The following is a 19,766-nucleotide window of genomic DNA, read 5'->3' as shown; positions in this document are numbered from 1 at the left end:
ATGGGACAGTTTCGCGAAAGAAAATCGGTTTAGCGTCCATTACAGTCGGGAATCTCGGTGCCTATATTTGGGGCAGAGCGACACGGCGGACAGGCACAGGGCCCGGCGGCGGGTGGTGTGCGATGGGGTGCCCGCAGGCAGGTTTCTCCATCCCGTTGTAATCTTGATGAAATATTAGTCTGGCATGGTTCAAAATAGAGGCAGACGCGAAAACCGTGGGTAAGTTCCAACAGGCTTGAATCAGCTTACCTGTAGGGATATACAGCGCGCCTTGAGATGTTCTTCAGGAGAATCGCGTTGAGTGAGAAGATCGATCTTAGCAATTTCGTCCTCGATGAGGGCGATGAATTCATGAGTGCAAACCAGCGGGCTTACTTTCGAGCGAAGTTGAACGCCTGGAAAAACGACATTCTGCGCGAAGCGCGTGAAACCCTTGGCCATCTCGCGGAAGAAAGCGCTAACCATCCGGACCTCGCGGACCGGGCTTCTTCCGAAACCGACCGTGCCATCGAACTTCGGGCACGTGACCGTCAACGCAAGCTGATCTCCAAGATCGATGCGGCGTTGCAGCGTCTCGACGAAGGCACCTACGGCTACTGCGAGGAAACAGGTGAACCGATCGGTCTCAAGCGTCTCGACGCCCGCCCGATCGCAACGCTTTCGATCGAGGCGCAGGAGCGCCACGAGCGTCGGGAAAAGGTGTATCGCGACGAGTAGCCGTTTCTGCCGGTTTGAAGAGGGCCGGCAGAAAAGGACGTGATCTCCAGCATCGGATATCCCGGTGCCGGCCGGTTGCGGAATACGAGACGCAGAGACTTGAGCAGCTAAAGCCGCCGGAACGATGTTTCCGGCGGCTTTTTTATGGGGTTTCTACGCTTTTGTGAGGTCATTGAGCCGTTCGCAAAGGACGGGCAAGTCCGCGCCCGTCTCGGCGCGTCTGGCGCTATGCTTTCCTGCTCGCCGCAATCTCGCCAAGCAGGCGGGCCATTTCCGCTTCGGTTTCTTCACGGCTCTTGGCAACAGGCTGTGCCTGCCCGAGCGTACTGGCAGTCTGGGTGGGATTGGTGGTCGTCTGCCCTGACGTCGCCTGCGCGGTCGTACGGCTGGCGGGCGTGGCACCGCCGCCGGTGATTTCCGCTTCGAGAATCTTCTCGAATTCGCTGACGAGCGCCGGATTGTCGACTGCGGCAACCGGTTTGGCGAGGGGTTGTGCCGTCACCGGGCGCTGTACGGTCTGCCCGATCGCTGCCTGCGTTGTCGTTGCTGCCGGCTGTTGTGTCAGCACACGCTGACGGCTTTGCTCCAGAACATCCTCGATACGGTGTTCGGGCGTGCGTTGCTGGACGCTCGTCTGGGGCTGCTGGTTTGTCACGACGGGCTGCGTGGCGGTGCGCGTCGGCACGGCGCGTGCGGCGGTGCCGCCATCGTCGCCGGCATAGAGCACCTTCGCCATGGCGGAGACCCCTTCCTGCGTGGTGGTCGGGCGACGCTCCGTGGCGGTCACGGTCACGGTCGCCGGGCGTGCTGCTGAAACCGCTTCCGCTGCCACTTTGGCAGGCGTTTCCTGCAGCGCAGGCGTCGGCTCGGCCCGCTCCACCTTCTGGACGGGTTTTTCGGCGGGCTGGGCGTTTTCTGCCGAGGGGATGGCGATGCGGGTCTCGATGACGATGTCGGTCGGGCCGCCGATCATGATGAGGTGTTCGACATCGTCCCGGCGCACCAGCACGAGCCGGCGGCGGGTGTCGATGGCGGCCGCATCAAGCACGGCAAGGCGCGGTGCGCGGTTTCTCCCGCCGCGAATGAATGGCGAGGAGGGGCGGCCGCGGATGATCCAGAGTACCAGCGCGAGGCAGAGAAGACCGAGCAGCACCACCACCGCGGCGATGACGAACTTCGTGCCGTTCTCCGTGAGAATCTCCTGGAACATGGCGCGCTCACTCCTTTTCTGCAGATTGGCTTTTCGCCAAGCCGGCTGCATTTGACGGCTTTTCCTGGGGTGGTACAAGCGCTTTGCCGCGCTTGTCCAGCACCTATTGCCGCCGTCATCGTCGCCTAACTATGGCAGCCTATGGAAATTGCGATGGTTCAGGCGGAATATTCCCTGTGAATTCGCGATCTTGCTTTCCCTCGATGGCTTTCTGCGCTTCCCTCGGGCGGATAAACATGATTCTGGCATCGGGTGCGGGCGAAGCGCAAGGCCGGACCGTTGCAGATGAGGGATTGATGACGACGATGAAGCGACCGGGCGAGGACAATGGGCCGATCGTGGAGCGTGGCGTGCGGCCGGCGGTCGCGTTTCGCGTCGTGCTGCTTGCCGTTGTGCTTGCGGCCTCTGCAGGTGCCTTCATCGTCTTCAAGAACCAGCTCGACAACGAACTCGTGCTCGGCGTGCTCGGCGTGCTGGCCATGGCCGGTATCTTCTTCGTCGTGTCCGCACTCATCGGCCTCGTCGAATTCATGCCGCAGGCGACGGGATCCGACGATCTCGCGCGTTCGTTTCTCGATTCCCACCCGGATGGAACCGTCGTGACGGACCGCAAGGGCCGCATCGTCTATGCCAACACCGCCTACGGGGCGCTGACGGGCGCACAAGGCAATGCGGAAGTGCAGACGCTGGAGACATTGCTCTCGCGCAACCGCGACGCCACCGAATCGGTCTATCGCCTGACGAACGGCCTGCACGAGGGCAAGGAAGGGGCGGAGGAATTCCGGGTCCAGAAGCCGCTCAACGCATCCGGCGCCAACGGCTCGGGCGCCCAGTGGTATCGCCTCAAGGCGCGCATTCTACCGAACCGCGAGAACGCCAAGCAGCCGCTCTATATCTGGCAGATTTCCAACATCACCTCCGAACGGGACGACCAGGAGCGCTTCTTCAAGGAGCTGCAGAACGCGATCGACTATCTCGACCACGCGCCGGCCGGCTTCTTTTCCGCCGGCCGCAAGGGCGAGATCGTCTATCTCAACGCCACGCTCGCCGAATGGCTCGGCATCGATCTCGCCAAGTTCCAGCCTGGGTCGCTGTCGATTGCCGATGTCGTGGCGGGCGAGGGGCTTTCCCTCATCCAGTCTGTCCAGGCGGAGCCGGGGCAGAAGCGCACCGAGACGCTGGATCTTGACCTGCGCAAGACGAACGGCCAGAGCCTGCCGGTGCGCATGGTGCACCGCGTCTCTTCCATGCGCGACGGGGCGCCCGGCGAAAGCCGCACCATCGTTCTGGCGCGGGAGGAGGGTGGCGACAGCGATCAGTCCGCGTCGATCGCCTCCATGCGTTTCACGCGCTTCTTCAACAACACGCCGATGGCGATCGCTTCCGTCGACGGCAACGGCCGTATCCTGCGCACCAATGCGCCCTTCCTGAAGCTGTTTTCCGGGGTCGTGTCGCGCGACGACATCGACCGCGGCGCGAAACTCGAAACCATCGTGCACGACACGGATCGCCTGCGCCTGCAATCCGCGCTCGATGCGGCCAAGGATCGCCAGGGCGATATTCCACCGCTCGATTCACTGCATCCGGCCGATGACGGCCGGCATTTCCGCTTCTACGTGAACGCTGTCATCGACCAGAGCGACGAAGCGCCGGAAGAGGCTGCCATCGTCTACGCCGTCGAGATAACCGAGCAGCGGGCGCTCGAGACGCAGATGGCGCAGACGCAGAAGATGAATGCGGTCGGCACGCTCGCCGGGGGCATCGCGCACGACTTCAACAACGTGCTGACGGCGATCCTGCTGTCCTCCGACCATCTGCTGTTGTCGGCGCGTCCTGCCGATGCAAGTTTTGCCGATCTCATGGAGATCAAGCGCAACGCCAACCGTGCAGCCGTGCTGGTGCGCCAATTGCTCGCCTTCTCGCGCAAGCAGACCATGCGCCCGACGGTGCTGAACATGACCGATGTCATCGGCGACCTGCGCATGCTCGTCGACCGCATGACGGGCACCAACGTCAAGATCGATGTCGCCTATGGCCGGGATCTGTGGCCGGTGAAGACCGATCTCGGCCAGTTCGAGCAGGTGCTGATCAACCTCGCCGTCAATGCCCGCGACGCCATGCCGGATGGCGGCACCATAACCTTCCGCACCCGCAATGTCGAAGCGGAGGAGGCGGCCGCGCGCAACCTGCGCGACCTGCCGCCGGGCGACTATGTGGAAATCGAAGTCGCCGACCAGGGCACCGGCATCCCGCCGGAAATCATCGACAAGATCTTTGAGCCGTTCTTCACGACCAAGGAAGTCGGCAAGGGCACCGGCCTCGGCCTCTCCATGGTCTATGGCATCGTCAAGCAGACCGGCGGCTATATCTATCTCGATTCCGAAGTCGGCAAGGGCACGACATTCCGCATCCTCATGCCACGGCATATCGAAGACGTCGTGCCGGTGGATGTCGCAGCCGTTGCCGATACGACGCAGCAGCCGGCCGCGCAGATCGTGGAAAAGGAACCGCGCGACCTCACCGGCGGCTCGGCCGTGGTGCTCCTTGTCGAGGACGAGGAGGCCGTGCGCCGCGGTGGCAAGCGCATGCTGGAGACCCGCGGCTACACGGTGCACGAGGCCGGCTCCGGCGTCGAAGCGCTCGAGATCATGGAAGAGCTGAATGGCGCCGTCGACATCGTCGTCTCCGACGTCGTCATGCCCGAAATGGATGGCCCGTCGCTCTTGCGCGAACTGCGCAAAACCTATCCCGATATGAAGTTCATCTTCGTCTCCGGCTATGCCGAAGACGCCTTCGCCCGCAACCTCCCCGCAGACGCCAAATTCGGCTTCCTGCCGAAACCGTTCTCGCTGAAGCAGCTTGCCGAGGCGGTGCGGGAGATGCTGGACGCTTGAGGCGATGTGTAGCTCGGGCGTATCCAAGCCGATCTAGGCTTTGTCTCAATCCTCGTCTGTCGGACTGAGTCTCTCATGGAACGAGATTTGATCGAGGTCTTCGCCGATGGCTCTTTCAACCCCCGACGGTTGGCCGGAGGATGGGCTTTCGTGGTGTTTCAGGCAGGGCGGGAGGTCCATCGCGCCCATGGCTCTGCGCCGGGAAGCTCGAACAACACGTTCGAAGTGCTGGCCATTTTGAACGCGGCGATCTGGATCAACACGGAGTGGCGTGGCGCAGCAGCCACGATATGGACCGACTCCAGCCGGGCAGAAGAAGGCTGTCGGCGTTTCCGGCCGATCTGGCGAAACAATGATTGGCGACGGATCGAGCCGAATTTCCGGAAGAGGAAGCGGACGATACCGGACGTAGCCCTATGGCAGGAGCTCGACCGCCAGCTCAGCGCCAACCCCGGCCTTCGCGTTGAATGGTGCCGAGGGCACGATGGCATCGAAGGCAACGAACTGGCAGACACGATCGCCCGGGCCGCCGCCAACCTTCGCACGCCAGCTACGTGACAACGTAGCGTTCCCGCATCCAGGTTCTTTTGTCGGCTAGAGGGTAGACCGCTCGACTCGGCCGACCGCCCTCACTTGCATGATTCCCCCCAGCATCTGTCAAAAGAAAATCCCGCCAACGTCTGGGACATCGGCGGGATCCATGTTTCAGCACGAAACAGTGTTGTCAGGACTTAGCTGCACCCGCTCGTGGCGCCGCAGGTGTCGCACTTCTCGCAGGTGCCGTTGCGCACCATCGTGAAGTTCTGGCACTCGGAGCACATGTTGCCCGTATAGCCCTGGGCGATCGAGCGCATGCGGCGTTCGGCTTCGAGCTTCTTGGCATCTGCCTTGGCGCTGGCGGCTTCGGCGGCGGCCTTGTCGGAGAAGAGGGCGGTGACGCTCTGGGCGCCTTCGTCCGCAATGTCCTCGGCCACTTCGTCAGCGATTTCCTCGGCAAGCTCGGCGGCGCGCTCCTCGTAATCGCGCTTGAAGGCGACGATTTCGTGGGTGGAGATGGCGGTCGCCGGCTCCAGCTTGCGGGCAGCGTTGCCGGCAAAGGAGGTGACGTTGCCGGTCGACGAGGCCTTGGCGGGGGCGGCGGTTGCCGCACCCTTCGGCTCGCCGAGCTGGCGATCGCCGGCCTGGCCGCCCTGGATGAGCGTCGGCTTGTGGCCGCGCGTCCAGCCGGTCGAGAACGGGTTGGTCTTGCCTTCCTGGATGCCCTTGCCGAGGGCCGTGTTGGAGAAGTCCGACTGGTCGACATGCGCGAGGTCATGGCGGCCGAGATAGGAGACGGCGAGTTCGCGGAAGACGTAGTCGAGGATCGACGTCGCGTTCTTGATCGCGTCGTTGCCCTGGACCATGCCGGCCGGCTCGAACTTGGTGAAGGTGAAGGCCTCCACATATTCTTCGAGCGGCACGCCGTACTGCAGGCCGAGCGAGATGGCGATGGCGAAGTTGTTCATCATCGCACGGAAGGCAGCGCCTTCCTTGTGCATGTCGATGAAGATCTCGCCGAGGCGGCCGTCACCGAATTCGCCGGTGCGCAGATACACCTTGTGCCCGCCGACGACGGCCTTCTGGGTGTAGCCCTGGCGGCGGTTCGGCAGCTTTTCGCGGTCGCGGATGACACGCTCGATGATGCGCTCGACGATCTTTTCGGTGACCGTGACGGCCTGGGCGGCAGCGGGGGCTGCGACCAGGGCTTCGATCGCATCATCCTCGTCCTCTTCGTCCTCGATCAGCGAGGCGTTGAGCGGCTGGGAGAGCTTGGAGCCATCGCGGTAAAGCGCGTTGGCCTTCAGCGCGAGCTTCCAGGAGAGCATGTAGGCGTTCTTGCAATCCTCGACGGTCGCCTCGTTTGGCATGTTGATCGTCTTGGAAATGGCGCCCGAGATGAACGGCTGGGCGGCCGCCATCATGCGGATGTGGCTTTCGACCGAGAGGTAGCGCTTGCCGATCTTGCCGCAGGGATTGGCGCAATCGAACACTGCCAGGTGTTCGGCCTTGAGGAAAGGCGCGCCTTCCAGCGTCATCGCACCGCAGACGTGGATGTTGGCGGCCTCGATGTCCTTCTTCGAGAAGCCGATATGCTCCAGCAGGTTGAAGGACATGTCGGAGAGCTGCGCATCCGAGACCTTCAGCACGTCCTTCAGGAAGTCGGCGCCGAGCGTCCACTGGTTGAAGGCGAACTTGATGTCGAAGGCGGACTTCAGGCCGGCATTGACGGCTTCGATCTTGTCGTCCGGAAAACCCTTGGCCTTCAGCGAGCCGGGGTTGACGGCCGGCGCCTGGTTGAAGTTACCGTGGCCGACGGCATAGGCCTCGATCTCGGCGATCTGGCTTTCCGAATAGCCGAGCGTGCGAAGGGCTTCCGGTACTGCGCGGTTGATGATCTTGAAGTAGCCGCCGCCGGCGAGCTTCTTGAACTTCACCAGAGCGAAGTCGGGTTCGATGCCGGTCGTGTCGCAGTCCATGACGAGGCCGATCGTGCCGGTCGGCGCGATGACGGTCGTCTGGGCGTTGCGGTAGCCGTGTTTCTCGCCGAGTGCGACGGCCTTGTCCCAGGCGGCCTTGGCATGGACGATCAGCGTCTGGTCCGGGCATTCGTCATGGACGAGGGCAACCGGGTTGACCGAGAGGGCTTCATAGCCGGTGGTTTCGCCATAGGCGGCGCGGCGATGGTTGCGCATGACGCGCAGCATGTTGTCGCGATTCGGTCCAAAGCCCGGGAACGTACCGAGTTCGCCCGCCATTTCGGCCGAGGTGGCGTAGGAAACGCCGGTCATGATGGCGGTCAGCGCGCCGGCGATGGCGCGGCCTTCCGTCGAGTCATAGGGGATGCCGGACGACATCAGCAGGCCGCCGATATTGGCGTAGCCGAGACCGAGCGTGCGGTACTCGTAGGAGCGCTCGGCAATCTGGCGCGACGGGAACTGTGCCATCATCACTGAGACTTCGAGCACGATTGTCCACAAGCGGACGGCATGTTCGTAGTCGGCGATGTTGATGTTCTTGGTGGCCGCATCCTTGAACTGAAGCAGGTTCAGCGAGGCGAGGTTGCAGGCCGTGTCGTCGAGGAACATGTATTCCGAGCACGGGTTCGAGGCGCGGATCGGGCCCGCGGCCGGCGAGGTGTGCCAGTCGTTCATCGTGGTGTTGAAGTGCAGGCCCGGATCGGCCGATGCCCAGGCGGCATAGGAGATCTGCTCCCAGAGGTCGCGGGCCTTCAGCGTCTTCATGACCTTGCCGTCCTTGCGGGCGGTCAGGTTCCAGTCGCCGTCATTCTCGACAGCGCGCAGGAAATCGTCCTTCAGCGAGACGGAGTTGTTGGAGTTCTGGCCAGAGACGGTGAGGTAGGCTTCCGAATCCCAGTCCGTGTCGTAGGTCTTGAACTCGAGGTCCTTGTAGCCCTGCTTGGCGAACTGGATGACGCGCTTGATGTAGTTTTCCGGAACCTGGCTCTTCTTGGCAGCGCGGATTTCGCGCTTGAGGGCCGGGTTTTCTGCCGGATCGTAGCACTTGTCGCCGTCGGCCGAGCAATTCACGCAGGCCTTCATAATGGCCTTGAGGTGGTTGGCGACGATCTTCGAGCCGGTGACAAGCGCCGCCACTTTCTGCTCTTCCTTGACCTTCCAGTTGATGTAGGCCTCGATATCCGGATGGTCGATATCGACCACGACCATCTTAGCCGCACGGCGCGTCGTGCCGCCCGACTTGATGGCGCCGGCGGCGCGGTCACCGATCTTCAGGAAGCTCATCAGGCCGGAGGAGCGGCCGCCGCCCGAAAGCTTTTCGCCTTCGCCGCGCAGATAGGAGAAGTTGGAGCCGGTGCCCGAACCGTACTTGAACAGGCGGGCTTCACGCACCCACAGGTCCATGATGCCGTTCTCGTTAACGAGATCGTCTTCGACCGACTGGATGAAGCAGGCATGTGGCTGGGGATGTTCGTAGGACGATTTGGACTTGGTCAGCTTGCCGGTGAAGGGGTCGACATAGAAGTGGCCCTGGCCGGGGCCGTCGATGCCATAGGCCCAGTGCAGGCCGGTGTTGAACCACTGCGGGCTGTTGGGCGCAACGCGCTGCGTGGCTAGCATATAGGCAAGCTCGTCCTTGAAGGCGGCAGCGTCTTCTTCGGAAGCGAAATACTTGCCCTTCCAGCCCCAGTAGGTCCAGGTGCCGGCGAGGCGGTCAAAGACCTGGCGGGCATCGGTTTCCGAGCCGTAGCGCTCATTTTCCGGCAGCGCCTTCAGGGCGTCGGTATCGGGCACGGAGCGCCACAGGAAGGAGGGGACGTCGTTCTCTTCGACCTTCTTCAGGCGCGCGGGCACGCCGGCCTTGCGGAAATATTTCTGGGCAAGGATGTCGGCGGCGACCTGGGAGAACTGCGCCGGCACGTCAATGTCGGCGAGCCGGAAGACGATCGAGCCGTCCGGGTTCTTGATCTCGCTGATGGCCTTGCGGAACTCGATCTCCGCATAGGCCGACTGGCCGGGTTTGGTGAAGCGACGTTCTATGCGCATTGTCCGTTGTCCTCTGCTGCCGCAACCTGCCTTGAAAACAGGGCGCAATTATTCCCGTCCAGCCGCAAAGCCCTTGCAGCCAGCCCAAATCTTCAGTTCGTGCGGGAAACCCGATTGACCTCGGGATCCTGTATCTTGTGAGGAGTTTAGCTGCAAACACTAAATATAGTATCAACAGCTTCTTTTTTCCAGCCCCATGATCGTGGCGACCATTCACGAAATCCTGCGCAAATACCCTCGTGCGGCGAGCGGATCATCCACCCGGCCACATGCGCATGAGAACGCGATTTCGTGATGAGAACCGACCTCGTAACAATACGGTTCAGCCGCCGCCGCAACTTGGATTTCATTAACCTCATCCGGGCGATTCCCGTCAAGGGCTGGTTTGTGAACGAAGTTTGAACCCCATATCTTGTGGCTGCTGCCTGTGGAAAATGGGGACAGCGCCGGACGCCTGAAGAATCAGCGGCTTCGCGCCGAAAGGTGAGGTGGCGTGGCGCGTCGCTGTGGAAAAACGAAAAAAATCACGGGTGAAAAGACGGAGTTTTTTTGCACCCCGACATCAACCAATAGCCAGCGGCGGCGACTTGTGATCCGTGGATAAAGTGATTCTCTGACGTAGCGTCAAAGCGCGTCGAGATTGACGCCGAAGGTGATCGTGCCAATGACGGCGCCGCTCCGCGGATCCCTGATCGGAAGGCTTGCCTGCGTCTGCATGAGCTGCGTGGATTCGTCCCGCTCCGCCTCCTCGATATGAAGCACGCCCTCACGAAAGCTTGCCTGCCACTTGGTCTCGTCGCCCTGCCAGTAGTCGGAGGTGATGTCGCTCTGGCCGACATTGAGGCCGCGATTGTCCATGACGAAAATTTCGGTGATCAGCCCTCCCGCCGCGCGCTGCTGGCCCTTGAGGTAGAGCGACAGGGGATTGGATAGCTGTGCCTCGATCATCGACCTTTCGGCGCGGGTCAGTTCCGTGCGCCAGCGGGCGTCGAGGTCGTCGATCGCGGCCTGGCTGAGTTGGGCGTGGGCTGCGTTCTGCGCGATGATGGCGTTGAGGATGACCGGTTCGGCCAGCCACGGGCGAACATTGTCGTCAATGAATTCCGTGACGGCCATGATGCGGATGTCCGGTTGCGCGTTGGCCGGGATCCAGAAGAGCAGAGCGCCGACGAGGGTTGCCGCGAATGCCGGGCTTGCAGAACGCATGAATGCCATTGCCTCCCTTCACCGGTGTCATACAGTGAATATGAGCATTATCTTTTGCAGGAATTGCGGAAAGATTAAGCCCGCGGAGGCGTATTTTGCATCCGCGGGCTTGGGACGATGAAACCGTCAAATCAATGTGGTGTGGCTTAGCCTTGCGTGCCCTTGGCGATCGGCTCCTGGTAGGTGAAGCCCATGTCCCAGGGGAAATAGATCCAGGTGTCCTGACTGACTTCGGTGACGAAGGTGTCGACCAGCGGGCGGCCCTTCGGCTTGGCATAGACGGCGGCGAAATGCGCCTTCGGCAGCATGGCGCGGACTTCCGCCGCGGTCTTGCCGGTGTCGGTCAGGTCGTCGATGATGAGAATGCCTTCACCGCCTTCTTGCGACAGTTCGGGCGAGATGCCCTTCAGCACATGCATTTCGCCCTGCGAGACATAGTCGTGATAGGAGGCGACGCAGACCGTCTCGATGACGCGGATGTTGAGCTCGCGCGACACGATGGCGGCGGGCACGAGGCCGCCGCGGGTGATGCAGACGATGGCGCGCCATTCACGCCCGCCATCCGCCAGCCGCCAGGCAAGCGCGCGTGCGTCGCGGTGGAACTGGTCCCAGGATACGGGGAAGGCTTTGTCGGGCAGCGACATGACGGGCTCCTGATAGGCGGAAAAAGCAGATTCCTTCTCTCTAATGCAGTTTGCCGCCCAAGGAAATCGTCGCCCGGTCACGCAGCCCGGGCGATCCACAGACCTCTGAGCCCTAGCGTGACATCAGCACGGGCACCCTTGCGCCGCGCATCATGGCGCTGGTGACGCCGCCGAACAGGCGCTGGCGCAGCCGCGAATGGCTGTAGGCGCCCATGACGATGAGCCCGGCATCGATTTCGGTCGCGCGGCGGTTCAAAGCGTCGGCCACCGAACGGCCATCCGAGGCGCCGGAGGCGACCGTCGTCTTGATGCCGTGGCGGGCGAGGGTGGCCGCAAGCTCCGCGCCGCAGAAATCGCGCGATTGCATGGCATTTTCCGGCGGGTCGACGGTGTAGATCTCGACCTCCTTCGCAGCCGTCAGGAAGGGCAGGGCGTCGAAGGCCGCGCGCGCCGACTCGCGCGAGCCGTTCCAGGCCAGCAGCACCCGCTCGATCGGTTCGGGGCCTGCCGGTGCATTGGAGACGAGATAGACCGGCCGGCCGCTCTCGTAGAGCAGGTCCTCGATATCCTCCCTCGCGGGACCGTCGAGATAGGGATCGAACTGGCCGGCAAGCACGAGATCGGCCCCACGGGCGCTGTCGATGATGCCCGCCGAGGCGTAGCCGGCCGTGCCGGTGAAGAGGCGCCATTCATAGGAGATGTCATCGCGCTCGCAGCGGCTCTTGAAAGCCTGCTCAACCTCGCGGGACTGGCGCTGGGCGCGCTCCTGCAGATCCAGCACGGCATTCGGATCGGGATATTCCATCGGCGCGATGAGCGTGACCACGACCGGCGATTCCGCATGAATGCCGACGACATGGCCGCCCGTCTTGCGGGCAAGCACGAGCGCATGGTCCGTCACTTTTCCGGCGTCCTCGGCGGCGCTCAACACCGCCACGATGGTCTTGTAGGTCATTTCGGCCTCCTGTTTCCGTTACGCGAAACATCTACCCGTCGTGCCGCCAAAACCTTGATCCGGATCAAGACGCAGCCTTGCTCGCGGCGATTTCTGCGATCATCGCCATTATATCACGTTCTGCCGCTTCCGCCGGGGCATCCTCGCGGCTGCGGATGACGATTTCCGTCGAGAACCGGTTCTCGCTGAAGCGCGGATAGGAGCCGATGCTGGTCTCAGGGTGGTTCTTCTGGATTTCGGCCAATGCGCTGCCGATATCGCCTTCGCCGAAGGGCGAGGCGACGGAGCGCGAGAGCATCGGCACGCCACCTTCAAGTTTCGGCACCACGGTGCTCAGCATGGCGGTGAAGACCTGCGGCACGCCGGCCATGACATAGACATTGCCGATGTTGAAACCCGGCGCGGTGGAGACGGCATTCTCGATATGCACCGCACCCTTGGGCATGCGGGCCATGCGCTTGCGGGCGTCGTTGAACTCCACGCCGCGCTTTTCGTACATGGCACCAAGCAGTTGCATGGCGAGCGGATCGTGGAGACAGGGAACGCCGAATGCCTTGGAGATGGCATCCGCCGTGATATCGTCATGCGTCGGGCCGATGCCGCCGGAGGTGAAAACGTAGGTGTAGCGCGAGCGCAGCGCGTTCAGCGCCTCGACGATCGCCTCTTCGTCATCGCCGACGATGCGCACCTCCTTGAGGTCGATGCCGGCGAGGAAGAGCACGTCGGCGAGCTGGCCGATGTTCTTGTCCTTGGTGCGCCCTGACAGAAGTTCGTCGCCGATGGCGAGCATGGCGGCGGTGGCGATGGGACGGGTACTCATGGGCGCTCTCTGAAGTTCGGACAGAAATACCGACCGAAGGTGCGGCATTGTCAATGGCGGGTGAACAGTCTGTCGACCGGGCGGCTCATGTCGCCGTCATCACAAAGTGCTACATCCAAGCCGACGCCGCGATCAAGCGGAAAGGTCCCTTCGACACACAGGAGACGACGATGGCAAAAGTTCTGGTTCTTTACTACTCGGCCTACGGCCACATCGAAGCCATGGCCTATGCCGTGGCGGAAGGCGCGAAATCGGCCGGCGCCGAAGTGACCGTGAAGCGGGTACCGGAACTGGTGCCGGAAGAGGTCGCGAAGTCCTCGCACTTCAAGCTCGACCAGAAGGCCGAAATCGCCACCGTCGGCGAACTTGCCGACTACGACGCGATCATCGTCGGCGCCGGCACGCGCTTCGGCACGGTCGCCTCGCAGATGCGCAATTTCTGGGATCAGACGGGCGGCCTGTGGGCCGGCGGCAAGCTGGTCGGCAAGGTCGGCTCGGTCTTCACGTCTTCGGCAACCCAGCACGGCGGTCAGGAATCGACCATCCTCGGCTTCATCCCGACGCTCCTCCACCACGGCCTCGTCGTCGCCGGCCTGCCTTACGCCTTCCAGGGCCAGATGGGCGTTGAAGCCGTCAAGGGCGGCTCGCCCTATGGCGCCTCCACCATCACCGACGGTGACGGCTCGCGCCAGCCTTCCGAAGTCGAACTGGAGGCCGCCCGCTTCCAGGGCGCCCACGTCGCCAAGATCGCCGGAAAGCTTTCGGCCTGACGCTCTCCTGAAGCGTTGCTGAAAAAGAGGGTGCGGTCCCGTCCGGGGCCGCACCCTTTTGTTTTTCCAGGTCTGAAGAAGGTGGTGCGGGCGGCGGGGATCGAACCCGCACAGCCAAGGCCGAGAGATTTTAAGTCTCTTGCGTCTACCAGTTTCGCCACGCCCGCATGGCTTTGCTTTTCAGGGAGTTAGTCCGTTTCGTCAAGGCGGCGTTTTGTGAAACCTTGCTTCCCCGCAGTTTGCGTTCTGTTCGGTAGGGGCGGCCGGCCTACTTTGTTGGCCGCACGAGCGAGATGACGCGCGGCTTGGAGGGCGCGTCCAGCCATTCGATCCACTTGTCCCGCTCCTCGATCGTGTCGAAGAAGCGCCAGAGCTTGAACTCCTCGTCGGTGGTCTCCAGCATCTCGCCGATGGAGACGAGTTCGAGCGGCAGCGTCACTTCGTTGCCGTCGAAGCGTATGAAATAGACCCCCTCGGCCGCAAGGCGAACAACCTGGCCGGTGCCGTAACTTCCATCGGGATCGTCGACGGTGAAGTACATTCCGGTCAAAGCGTCAAAAACTTTGTTGTTCATAGGGTTCGCTGCCAATTCTGAAACATACGGGTTAGCCAGACCTCATTTACCCCAATGCGCCGGTTCGTCAATCGTTTGCCTTCTTCTGACCGGTCCGTCGCAGTGACAGGTTTAGCCCGAGAAAGCGTTGAATGTCAGGAAGAACAGGGCCGAAATCGCCGCCGCTGATGGCAGCGTGATGATCCAGGCCCAAACGATGTTGCCGGCGATGCCCCAGCGCACCGCCGTGACGCGGCGGGCGGCACCCACGCCGATGATGGCGCCGGTGATCGTGTGCGTCGTCGAGACGGGAATGCCGAGCCAGGTGGCGGCGAAGAGGGTGATGGCGCCACCGGTTTCCGCGCAAAAACCCTGCATCGGGTTGAGGCGGGTGATCTTCGAGCCCATCGTGTGCACGATGCGCCAGCCGCCCATCAACGTGCCGAGCGCCATGGCCGCCTGGCAGGTGATGACCACCCAGAACGGCACGTAGAATTCGCCGCCGAGATAGCCTTGCGAATAGAGCAGCACGGCGATGATGCCCATGGTCTTTTGCGCGTCGTTGCCGCCATGGCCGAGCGAATAGAGCGAGGCAGAGATGAACTGCATCACGCGGAAGGTGCGGTCGACGGCGAACGGCGTCTGGCGCACGAACAGCCAGGAGACGATCAGGACGAGCACGAGCGCCAGCAGGAAGCCGATAGCCGGTGACAGGAAGATGGCGCTCGCCGTCTTGATGAGGCCGCTCCAGACGACGGCGTCGAAGCCGGTCTTGGCGAGGCCGGCGCCCACAAGGCCGCCGATGAGGGCATGCGACGAAGACGACGGAATGCCGAAAATCCAGGTGACGACGTTCCAGATGATCGCACCCATCAGCGCCGCGAAAATGACGAGCGGGCTGACGATGCCAGGATCGATGATGCCCTTGCCGAGCGTTTCGGCAACATGCAGGCCGAAGAACAGGAAGGCGATGAAATTGAAGAACGCCGCCCACATGACGGCATATTGCGGGCGCAGCACGCGCGTCGAGACGATCGTGGCGATGGAATTCGCCGCGTCATGCAGGCCGTTCAGGAAGTCGAAGAGCAGCGCGATGCCGACGAGGCCGATCAGCAGCGGAAAGGCGAGGGTGGCGTCCATCAGACGTTCTCGATCACGATACCGCTGATCTCATTCGCCACGTCCTCGAAGCGGTCGACCACCTTTTCCAGTTCGCCGTAGATCTCGCTGCCGATGATGTAGGCCATCGGGTCGGTCTTGCCATATTGCGTGAAAAGGTTTTTCAGGCCCTGGTCATGCAGTTCGTCGGAACGCCCCTCGACGCGGGTGACCTCTTCGGTGATGGCGCTGAGGCGACCGGCATGCACGCCCACCTTGTCGAGCAGCGGGATGGCTTCGGCGATGAGGTGGGCAGCCTTGACGACGACGTCGCCCATTTCCCGCATGCCGGGCTCGAAGCTCGTCTGCTCGTAGAGGCGGATGGTTTTCACCGTCTTGTGCATCATGTCGATGGCATCGTCCATCGACTGGATCAGATCCTTGATGTCACCGCGATCGAAGGGGGTGATGAAACTGCGGCGCACGGCAAGCAGGACTTCGCGGGTGATGTCGTCGGCCTGGTCTTCCAGCGCGACGATGCGGTCGCAGTGTTTGTCCATGTCCGGCCCGCCGGCGAGTACCTGCTGGAGGGCTTCGGCGGCGCCGACGACAGTGCGGGAATGCTGTTCGAAATAATCGAAGAAGCGATCTTCACGCGGCATAAGTTTGCGAAACAGCGAGAGCATGGATGCCCCTTACATGGCTGGGGTTGTCATGCGGCTGTCATAATTGACCGTCAACGCGCTGGAAAGCGCGGATTCCGGCTTGTCACAATTCTCTGCCGGCCTGTGGATAAGCTCCGTGGCGGATCAGGGTACGATCTTGAATGGCTGCTCGCTGACGGCGACGGCGCCGCTTGCCGCATCGCGGAAACGATAGCGCAGCACATAGTCGCCCGGCGGCGGACTGGTGAGGTTCAGCGTCAGCTTTGCGAAGACTTCCTGGTTGCGCACGCTGCCCTTGAAGTCGAAGGAGCCGAAGGCCTTCTGTTCCGCCAGCTTGGTGCCCTTGGGATCGAGCAGTTCGAGATCGACCGTGAAATGCGATTCCAGCAGCCCCCCGTCAGAGGATCGCCAGGTGAGGCCGACCGGCTCGACATAGGAGATCAGCGCCTCGCCAGCCTTGAAACTTGATTCCGGCCGCGCCGTGTACATGCCGTAGCCTTCCGGCGGGGCGGAGACGAAGACGGATTTGCCGATGGAAAAGGGCAGGGTGGCGGCGAAGGCACCATAGGCATCGCGGATCGTGTTATGCGCGCCGACCGTGTCGCCGGCGGCGGCCTGCTCTTCCGCCTTTTTTGCCGCGTCCTGAAGTGGACCGGCGAAGGCGAGCGTTGGCAGAAGCGCGCCGATAAAGCTCAAACGCAACAGGGACTTCGACACGAACATTCAGTCTTCCTCCAGCCGGGTGGCGGCAGGATGCGAAGAAGCGGGACAACAGTCAAGGATGATGGATCAGCTCTTCCAGAAGAGTGGTGTCAGGATCACCAGCACGGTCAGCACTTCGAGACGGCCGAGCAGCATCATCAGCGACAGAAGATAGAGCGCCGGATCGGAGATCGTCGAGAAATTACCGGCAGGGCCGACGATGGGACCCACGCCTGGGCCGACGTTGGAGAGCGCCGTGATGACGGCCGAGACCGAGGTGACAAGATCGTAGCCCATGGCGGCCATCGCCACGCTGCCGAAGACCCAGAGCATGAGGTAGGTCGCGAAGAACAGGAAGACGGTGCGCTGCACGTCCGGATCGACGGTCATCCGGCCGTAGCGCACGGTGTGAATGCCGTTCGGATAGATGAGCTTGTAAAGGCCGGTGCGAATGGAATTGAAGATGATGATGAAACGATAGGCCTTCATGCCGCCCGCCGTCGAGCCCGAACACCCGCCCATGAAGGTCATGAAGAAGGCCATGGCGACGACAAACGGCCCCCACAGCGTATAGTCTTCGCTGGCAAAGCCGGTGGTCGAGAGGATCGTCGAAACCGTGAAGAATGCGTGGGCGAGCGCCTCGTGGAACGGCACGCCGTTCTGCATACGATGGTAGATGGCCATCGCGATCGAAAACAGCACAAGATAGCTGAGGAAAACGCCGATCTGCGGATCGCGCAGGGCGTCCAACCGGCCGCGCACCAGGAAGACGATCAGGATAGAGAACGGCAGGCTGCACAGCGTCATGAAGAAGGTGCCAGCCCACAGCAGCGAAAGGCTGTTGAAATAGCCGAAAGATGCATCATGAGTCGAAAAGCCACCGGTCGCTACCGTCGCCATGGCATGGTTGACCGCGTCGAAGCGACTCATGCCGAGGGCGGCATAGGTGATAGCGCAGACCACCGTGATCCCGACATAAACCAGGACGAAGGCGCGCGTGAAGCTGGCGATGCGGGCAAACGGCTTGTCGTTGGTATCGGAAGATTCCATCTTGAAGAAGGACATGCCGCCGACGCGCAGGTAGGGCATGACGAAAAGACCAAGCGCCACGATGCCGATACCGCCGAGCCAGTGCAGCAGCGAACGCCAGAGGAGAATGCCCGGCGGCGCGTTGTCCAATCCTGAAATGACAGTCGAGCCGGTCGTGGTGATCGCCGAAACCGATTCGAACAGCGCCTTGGCAAAATCCATGTCGAGCGACGACATCATGAAAGGCACGGCGCCGACCAGCGAGAAGACCAGCCACAGCAGGTTGACGAGCAGGAAGCCCATCTTCTTGTTGAACGGCGGCGGGCCGGCGCGGGTCGCCGCTGCGGTAATCATCGACAGGCCCCCGACGAGCGCCGATGACAGGAGGAAGACCTGCCAGTCCTTGTGCCCGTAATAAACATCGACGAAGGCAGGCACGAGCATGGCGGCTGCGAGATACATCCCGCATGTGGCTGCGATGTTGATGGCTGAGCGGTAGATCGTGGCGTTCAAGGGAAATCTGTCCTGATGCGGCGCTGTAGGCTAAGGTCAAGTCTCGAAAGGCCGCGCGGCCGGGACGGGTGGTGTCCGCCACTGCGATATGCAATAGCCTTTGCATTGTCCAAACTCAAGGATGGCATCGAACGGCATGAAACCGGACGTCGACGCAGCCCGTGACGCATTGCGCGGGCTTTTTCCCGAAACACCCCTCCAGCTCAACGAACATTTGTCCGCCCGCTATGGCGCGGATATTTACCTGAAGCGCGAGGATCTCTCGCCGGTGCGCTCCTACAAGATCAGGGGCGCGTTCAACTTCTTCCGCAAGGTGCTCGCGAAAGAAGACGGGGCGCGCAGCTTCGTCTGCGCGTCGGCAGGCAACCATGCGCAAGGCTTCGCCTTCGTCTGCCGCCATTTCGGCGTGCCGGGCGTGGTGTTCATGCCGGTGACGACGCCGCAGCAGAAAATCGACAAGACGCGTATTTTCGGCGGCGAATTCGTGACGATCAAGCTTGTCGGCGACTTCTTCGACCAATGCTACAAGGCGGCCCGCGACCACGCGGAGGCGACCGGTGCGCTGATGGTGCCGCCCTTCGATCACCAAGACATCATCGAAGGACAGGCGACGGTAGCGGCGGAAATCGTCGAGCAACTTGGCGACGGCAAGCTGCCGGACCTCGTCGTGCTCCCCGTTGGCGGTGGCGGCCTTGCCTCGGGCGTGACCGGCTATCTGGCCGACAAGATGGGGCCGTCCAGCTTCCTGTTCTGCGAGCCGGCGGGTGCACCAAGCCTCAAGCGCAGCCTGGAAAGCGGCGCCGTGGTGACGCTCGACCAGGTCGACAACTTTGTCGACGGTGCCGCGGTCGGGCAGATCGGCGCGCTGAATTTCGCAGCGCTCAGCCGGTTTTCCGCCGACCAGGTCATGCTGCTTTCGGAAAACGCGATCTGCGTGACGATGATCGATATGCTGAATGTCGAGGGCGTGGTGCTGGAGCCGGCCGGTGCGCTGTCGCTCACGGCGCTGGATGCGCTCGGCCGCGAGGCACTAGAGGGCAAGACGGTGGTCGCCGTCGTCTCCGGCGGCAATTTCGATTTCGAACGCCTGCCGGACGTCAAGGAACGCGCCATGCGTCATGCCGGCTTGAAGAAATATTTCATCCTGCGCCTCGCCCAGCGCCCCGGTGCGCTGCGTGATTTCCTGAACATGCTCGGCCCGGACGACGACATCGCCCGTTTCGAATATCTGAAAAAATCCGCCCGCAACTTCGGCTCGATCCTCATCGGCATCGAAACAAAGGCGCCGGAGAATTTTGCAGCCCTTAAGAAGGCCTTCGACGGCGCCGGCATGCGCTATCAGGACATCACCGAGAACGAAATTCTCGCAAACCTCATCATCTAGGGAGAACCGGGCCGCGCGCTCTCCTCTTGGAGGGTGCGGCGGCC

16 protein-coding genes and 1 tRNA gene are annotated in these 19,766 nt (G+C 62.3%); 5 read left to right on the top strand and 12 right to left on the bottom strand.

The window, feature by feature from the left end; all coding sequences use genetic code 11:
- The first annotated feature begins 297 nt into the window (after positions 1–297).
- Positions 298–717: an RNA polymerase-binding protein DksA gene (dksA, locus tag GR138_RS00190; RefSeq protein WP_069058579.1), complete on the top strand. Its 420-nt coding sequence runs from the start codon at positions 298–300 to the stop codon at positions 715–717.
- Between the two features lie 226 nt (positions 718–943).
- On the opposite strand, the gene GR138_RS00185 is transcribed toward dksA, so the two are convergent.
- Positions 944–1,927 carry a flagellar biosynthetic protein FliO gene (locus tag GR138_RS00185; protein WP_160856606.1) on the bottom strand — a complete coding sequence of 328 codons (984 nt, stop codon included), beginning with the start codon at positions 1,925–1,927 and terminating at the stop codon, positions 944–946.
- Between the two features lie 131 nt (positions 1,928–2,058).
- On the opposite strand from GR138_RS00185, the gene cckA reads away from it, so the two are divergent.
- Together cckA and GR138_RS00175 are read left to right on the top strand one after the other, a co-directional pair.
- Positions 2,059–4,821, top strand: coding sequence for a cell cycle histidine kinase CckA (gene cckA / locus GR138_RS00180; RefSeq protein WP_420853598.1), 2,763 nt, complete (start codon positions 2,059–2,061; stop codon positions 4,819–4,821).
- A gap of 75 nt (positions 4,822–4,896) precedes the next feature.
- Positions 4,897–5,379: an RNase H family protein gene (locus tag GR138_RS00175; RefSeq protein WP_160856604.1), complete on the top strand. Its 483-nt coding sequence runs from the start codon at positions 4,897–4,899 to the stop codon at positions 5,377–5,379.
- Between the two features lie 173 nt (positions 5,380–5,552).
- Here GR138_RS00175 and GR138_RS00170 read toward each other — a convergent pair whose 3' ends face one another.
- The 5 genes from GR138_RS00170 to GR138_RS00150 form a co-directional block, all read right to left on the bottom strand.
- The gene (locus GR138_RS00170; RefSeq protein WP_160856603.1) at positions 5,553–9,383 is read right to left on the bottom strand and encodes a vitamin B12-dependent ribonucleotide reductase; all 3,831 of its coding nucleotides are present in this window, start codon (positions 9,381–9,383) and stop codon (positions 5,553–5,555) included.
- Between the two features lie 624 nt (positions 9,384–10,007).
- The gene (locus GR138_RS00165; protein ID WP_160856602.1) at positions 10,008–10,589 is read right to left on the bottom strand and encodes a hypothetical protein; all 582 of its coding nucleotides are present in this window, start codon (positions 10,587–10,589) and stop codon (positions 10,008–10,010) included.
- Positions 10,590–10,735: 146 nt separating this feature from the next.
- On the bottom strand, positions 10,736–11,233 hold the full coding sequence (gene gpt / locus GR138_RS00160) for a xanthine phosphoribosyltransferase (protein ID WP_160856601.1): 498 nt from the start codon (positions 11,231–11,233) through the stop codon (positions 10,736–10,738).
- Between the two features lie 112 nt (positions 11,234–11,345).
- A complete protein-coding gene (locus tag GR138_RS00155) occupies positions 11,346–12,188 on the bottom strand; it encodes a universal stress protein (protein ID WP_160856600.1) in 843 nt (280 codons plus the stop codon).
- 64 nt (positions 12,189–12,252) lie between these two features.
- Entirely contained in the window at positions 12,253–13,008 is a 756-nt protein-coding gene (locus tag GR138_RS00150) for a competence/damage-inducible protein A (RefSeq protein WP_160856599.1), read from the bottom strand.
- A 170-nt stretch (positions 13,009–13,178) separates the two neighbouring features.
- Here GR138_RS00150 and wrbA point away from each other — a divergent pair, with 170 nt between their 5' ends.
- Positions 13,179–13,778: an NAD(P)H:quinone oxidoreductase type IV gene (wrbA, locus tag GR138_RS00145; protein WP_160856598.1), complete on the top strand. Its 600-nt coding sequence runs from the start codon at positions 13,179–13,181 to the stop codon at positions 13,776–13,778.
- 82 nt (positions 13,779–13,860) lie between these two features.
- On the opposite strand, the gene GR138_RS00140 is transcribed toward wrbA, so the two are convergent.
- The 6 genes from GR138_RS00140 to GR138_RS00115 form a co-directional block, all read right to left on the bottom strand.
- Positions 13,861–13,945, bottom strand: a tRNA-Leu gene (locus GR138_RS00140).
- A 101-nt stretch (positions 13,946–14,046) separates the two neighbouring features.
- Positions 14,047–14,352 (bottom strand): hypothetical protein, encoded by a 306-nt coding sequence (locus GR138_RS00135; protein WP_160856597.1) that lies wholly within the window; start codon positions 14,350–14,352, stop codon positions 14,047–14,049.
- Positions 14,353–14,463: 111 nt separating this feature from the next.
- Positions 14,464–15,471: an inorganic phosphate transporter gene (locus GR138_RS00130; protein WP_160856596.1), complete on the bottom strand. Its 1,008-nt coding sequence runs from the start codon at positions 15,469–15,471 to the stop codon at positions 14,464–14,466.
- On the bottom strand, positions 15,471–16,115 hold the full coding sequence (locus tag GR138_RS00125) for a DUF47 domain-containing protein (RefSeq protein WP_160856595.1): 645 nt from the start codon (positions 16,113–16,115) through the stop codon (positions 15,471–15,473). The genes GR138_RS00130 and GR138_RS00125 overlap by 1 nt, the downstream gene beginning before the upstream one ends.
- 123 nt (positions 16,116–16,238) lie before the next feature.
- Positions 16,239–16,817, bottom strand: a complete 579-nt coding sequence (locus GR138_RS00120) for a hypothetical protein (RefSeq protein WP_160856594.1) — start codon at positions 16,815–16,817, stop codon at positions 16,239–16,241.
- A gap of 66 nt (positions 16,818–16,883) precedes the next feature.
- Positions 16,884–18,338: a TrkH family potassium uptake protein gene (locus GR138_RS00115; RefSeq protein WP_160856593.1), complete on the bottom strand. Its 1,455-nt coding sequence runs from the start codon at positions 18,336–18,338 to the stop codon at positions 16,884–16,886.
- A gap of 136 nt (positions 18,339–18,474) precedes the next feature.
- Here GR138_RS00115 and ilvA point away from each other — a divergent pair, with 136 nt between their 5' ends.
- Positions 18,475–19,722, top strand: coding sequence for a threonine ammonia-lyase (ilvA, locus tag GR138_RS00110; protein ID WP_160856592.1), 1,248 nt, complete (start codon positions 18,475–18,477; stop codon positions 19,720–19,722).
- Positions 19,723–19,766: the final 44 nt, after the last annotated feature.

Origin of the sequence: Shinella kummerowiae, assembly GCF_009827055.1 — a bacterium.
Classification (GTDB): domain Bacteria; phylum Pseudomonadota; class Alphaproteobacteria; order Rhizobiales; family Rhizobiaceae; genus Shinella; species Shinella kummerowiae.
The sequence above is the reverse complement of the archived record's forward strand: the minus strand, read 5'-3'. Positions and strand labels throughout refer to the sequence as shown.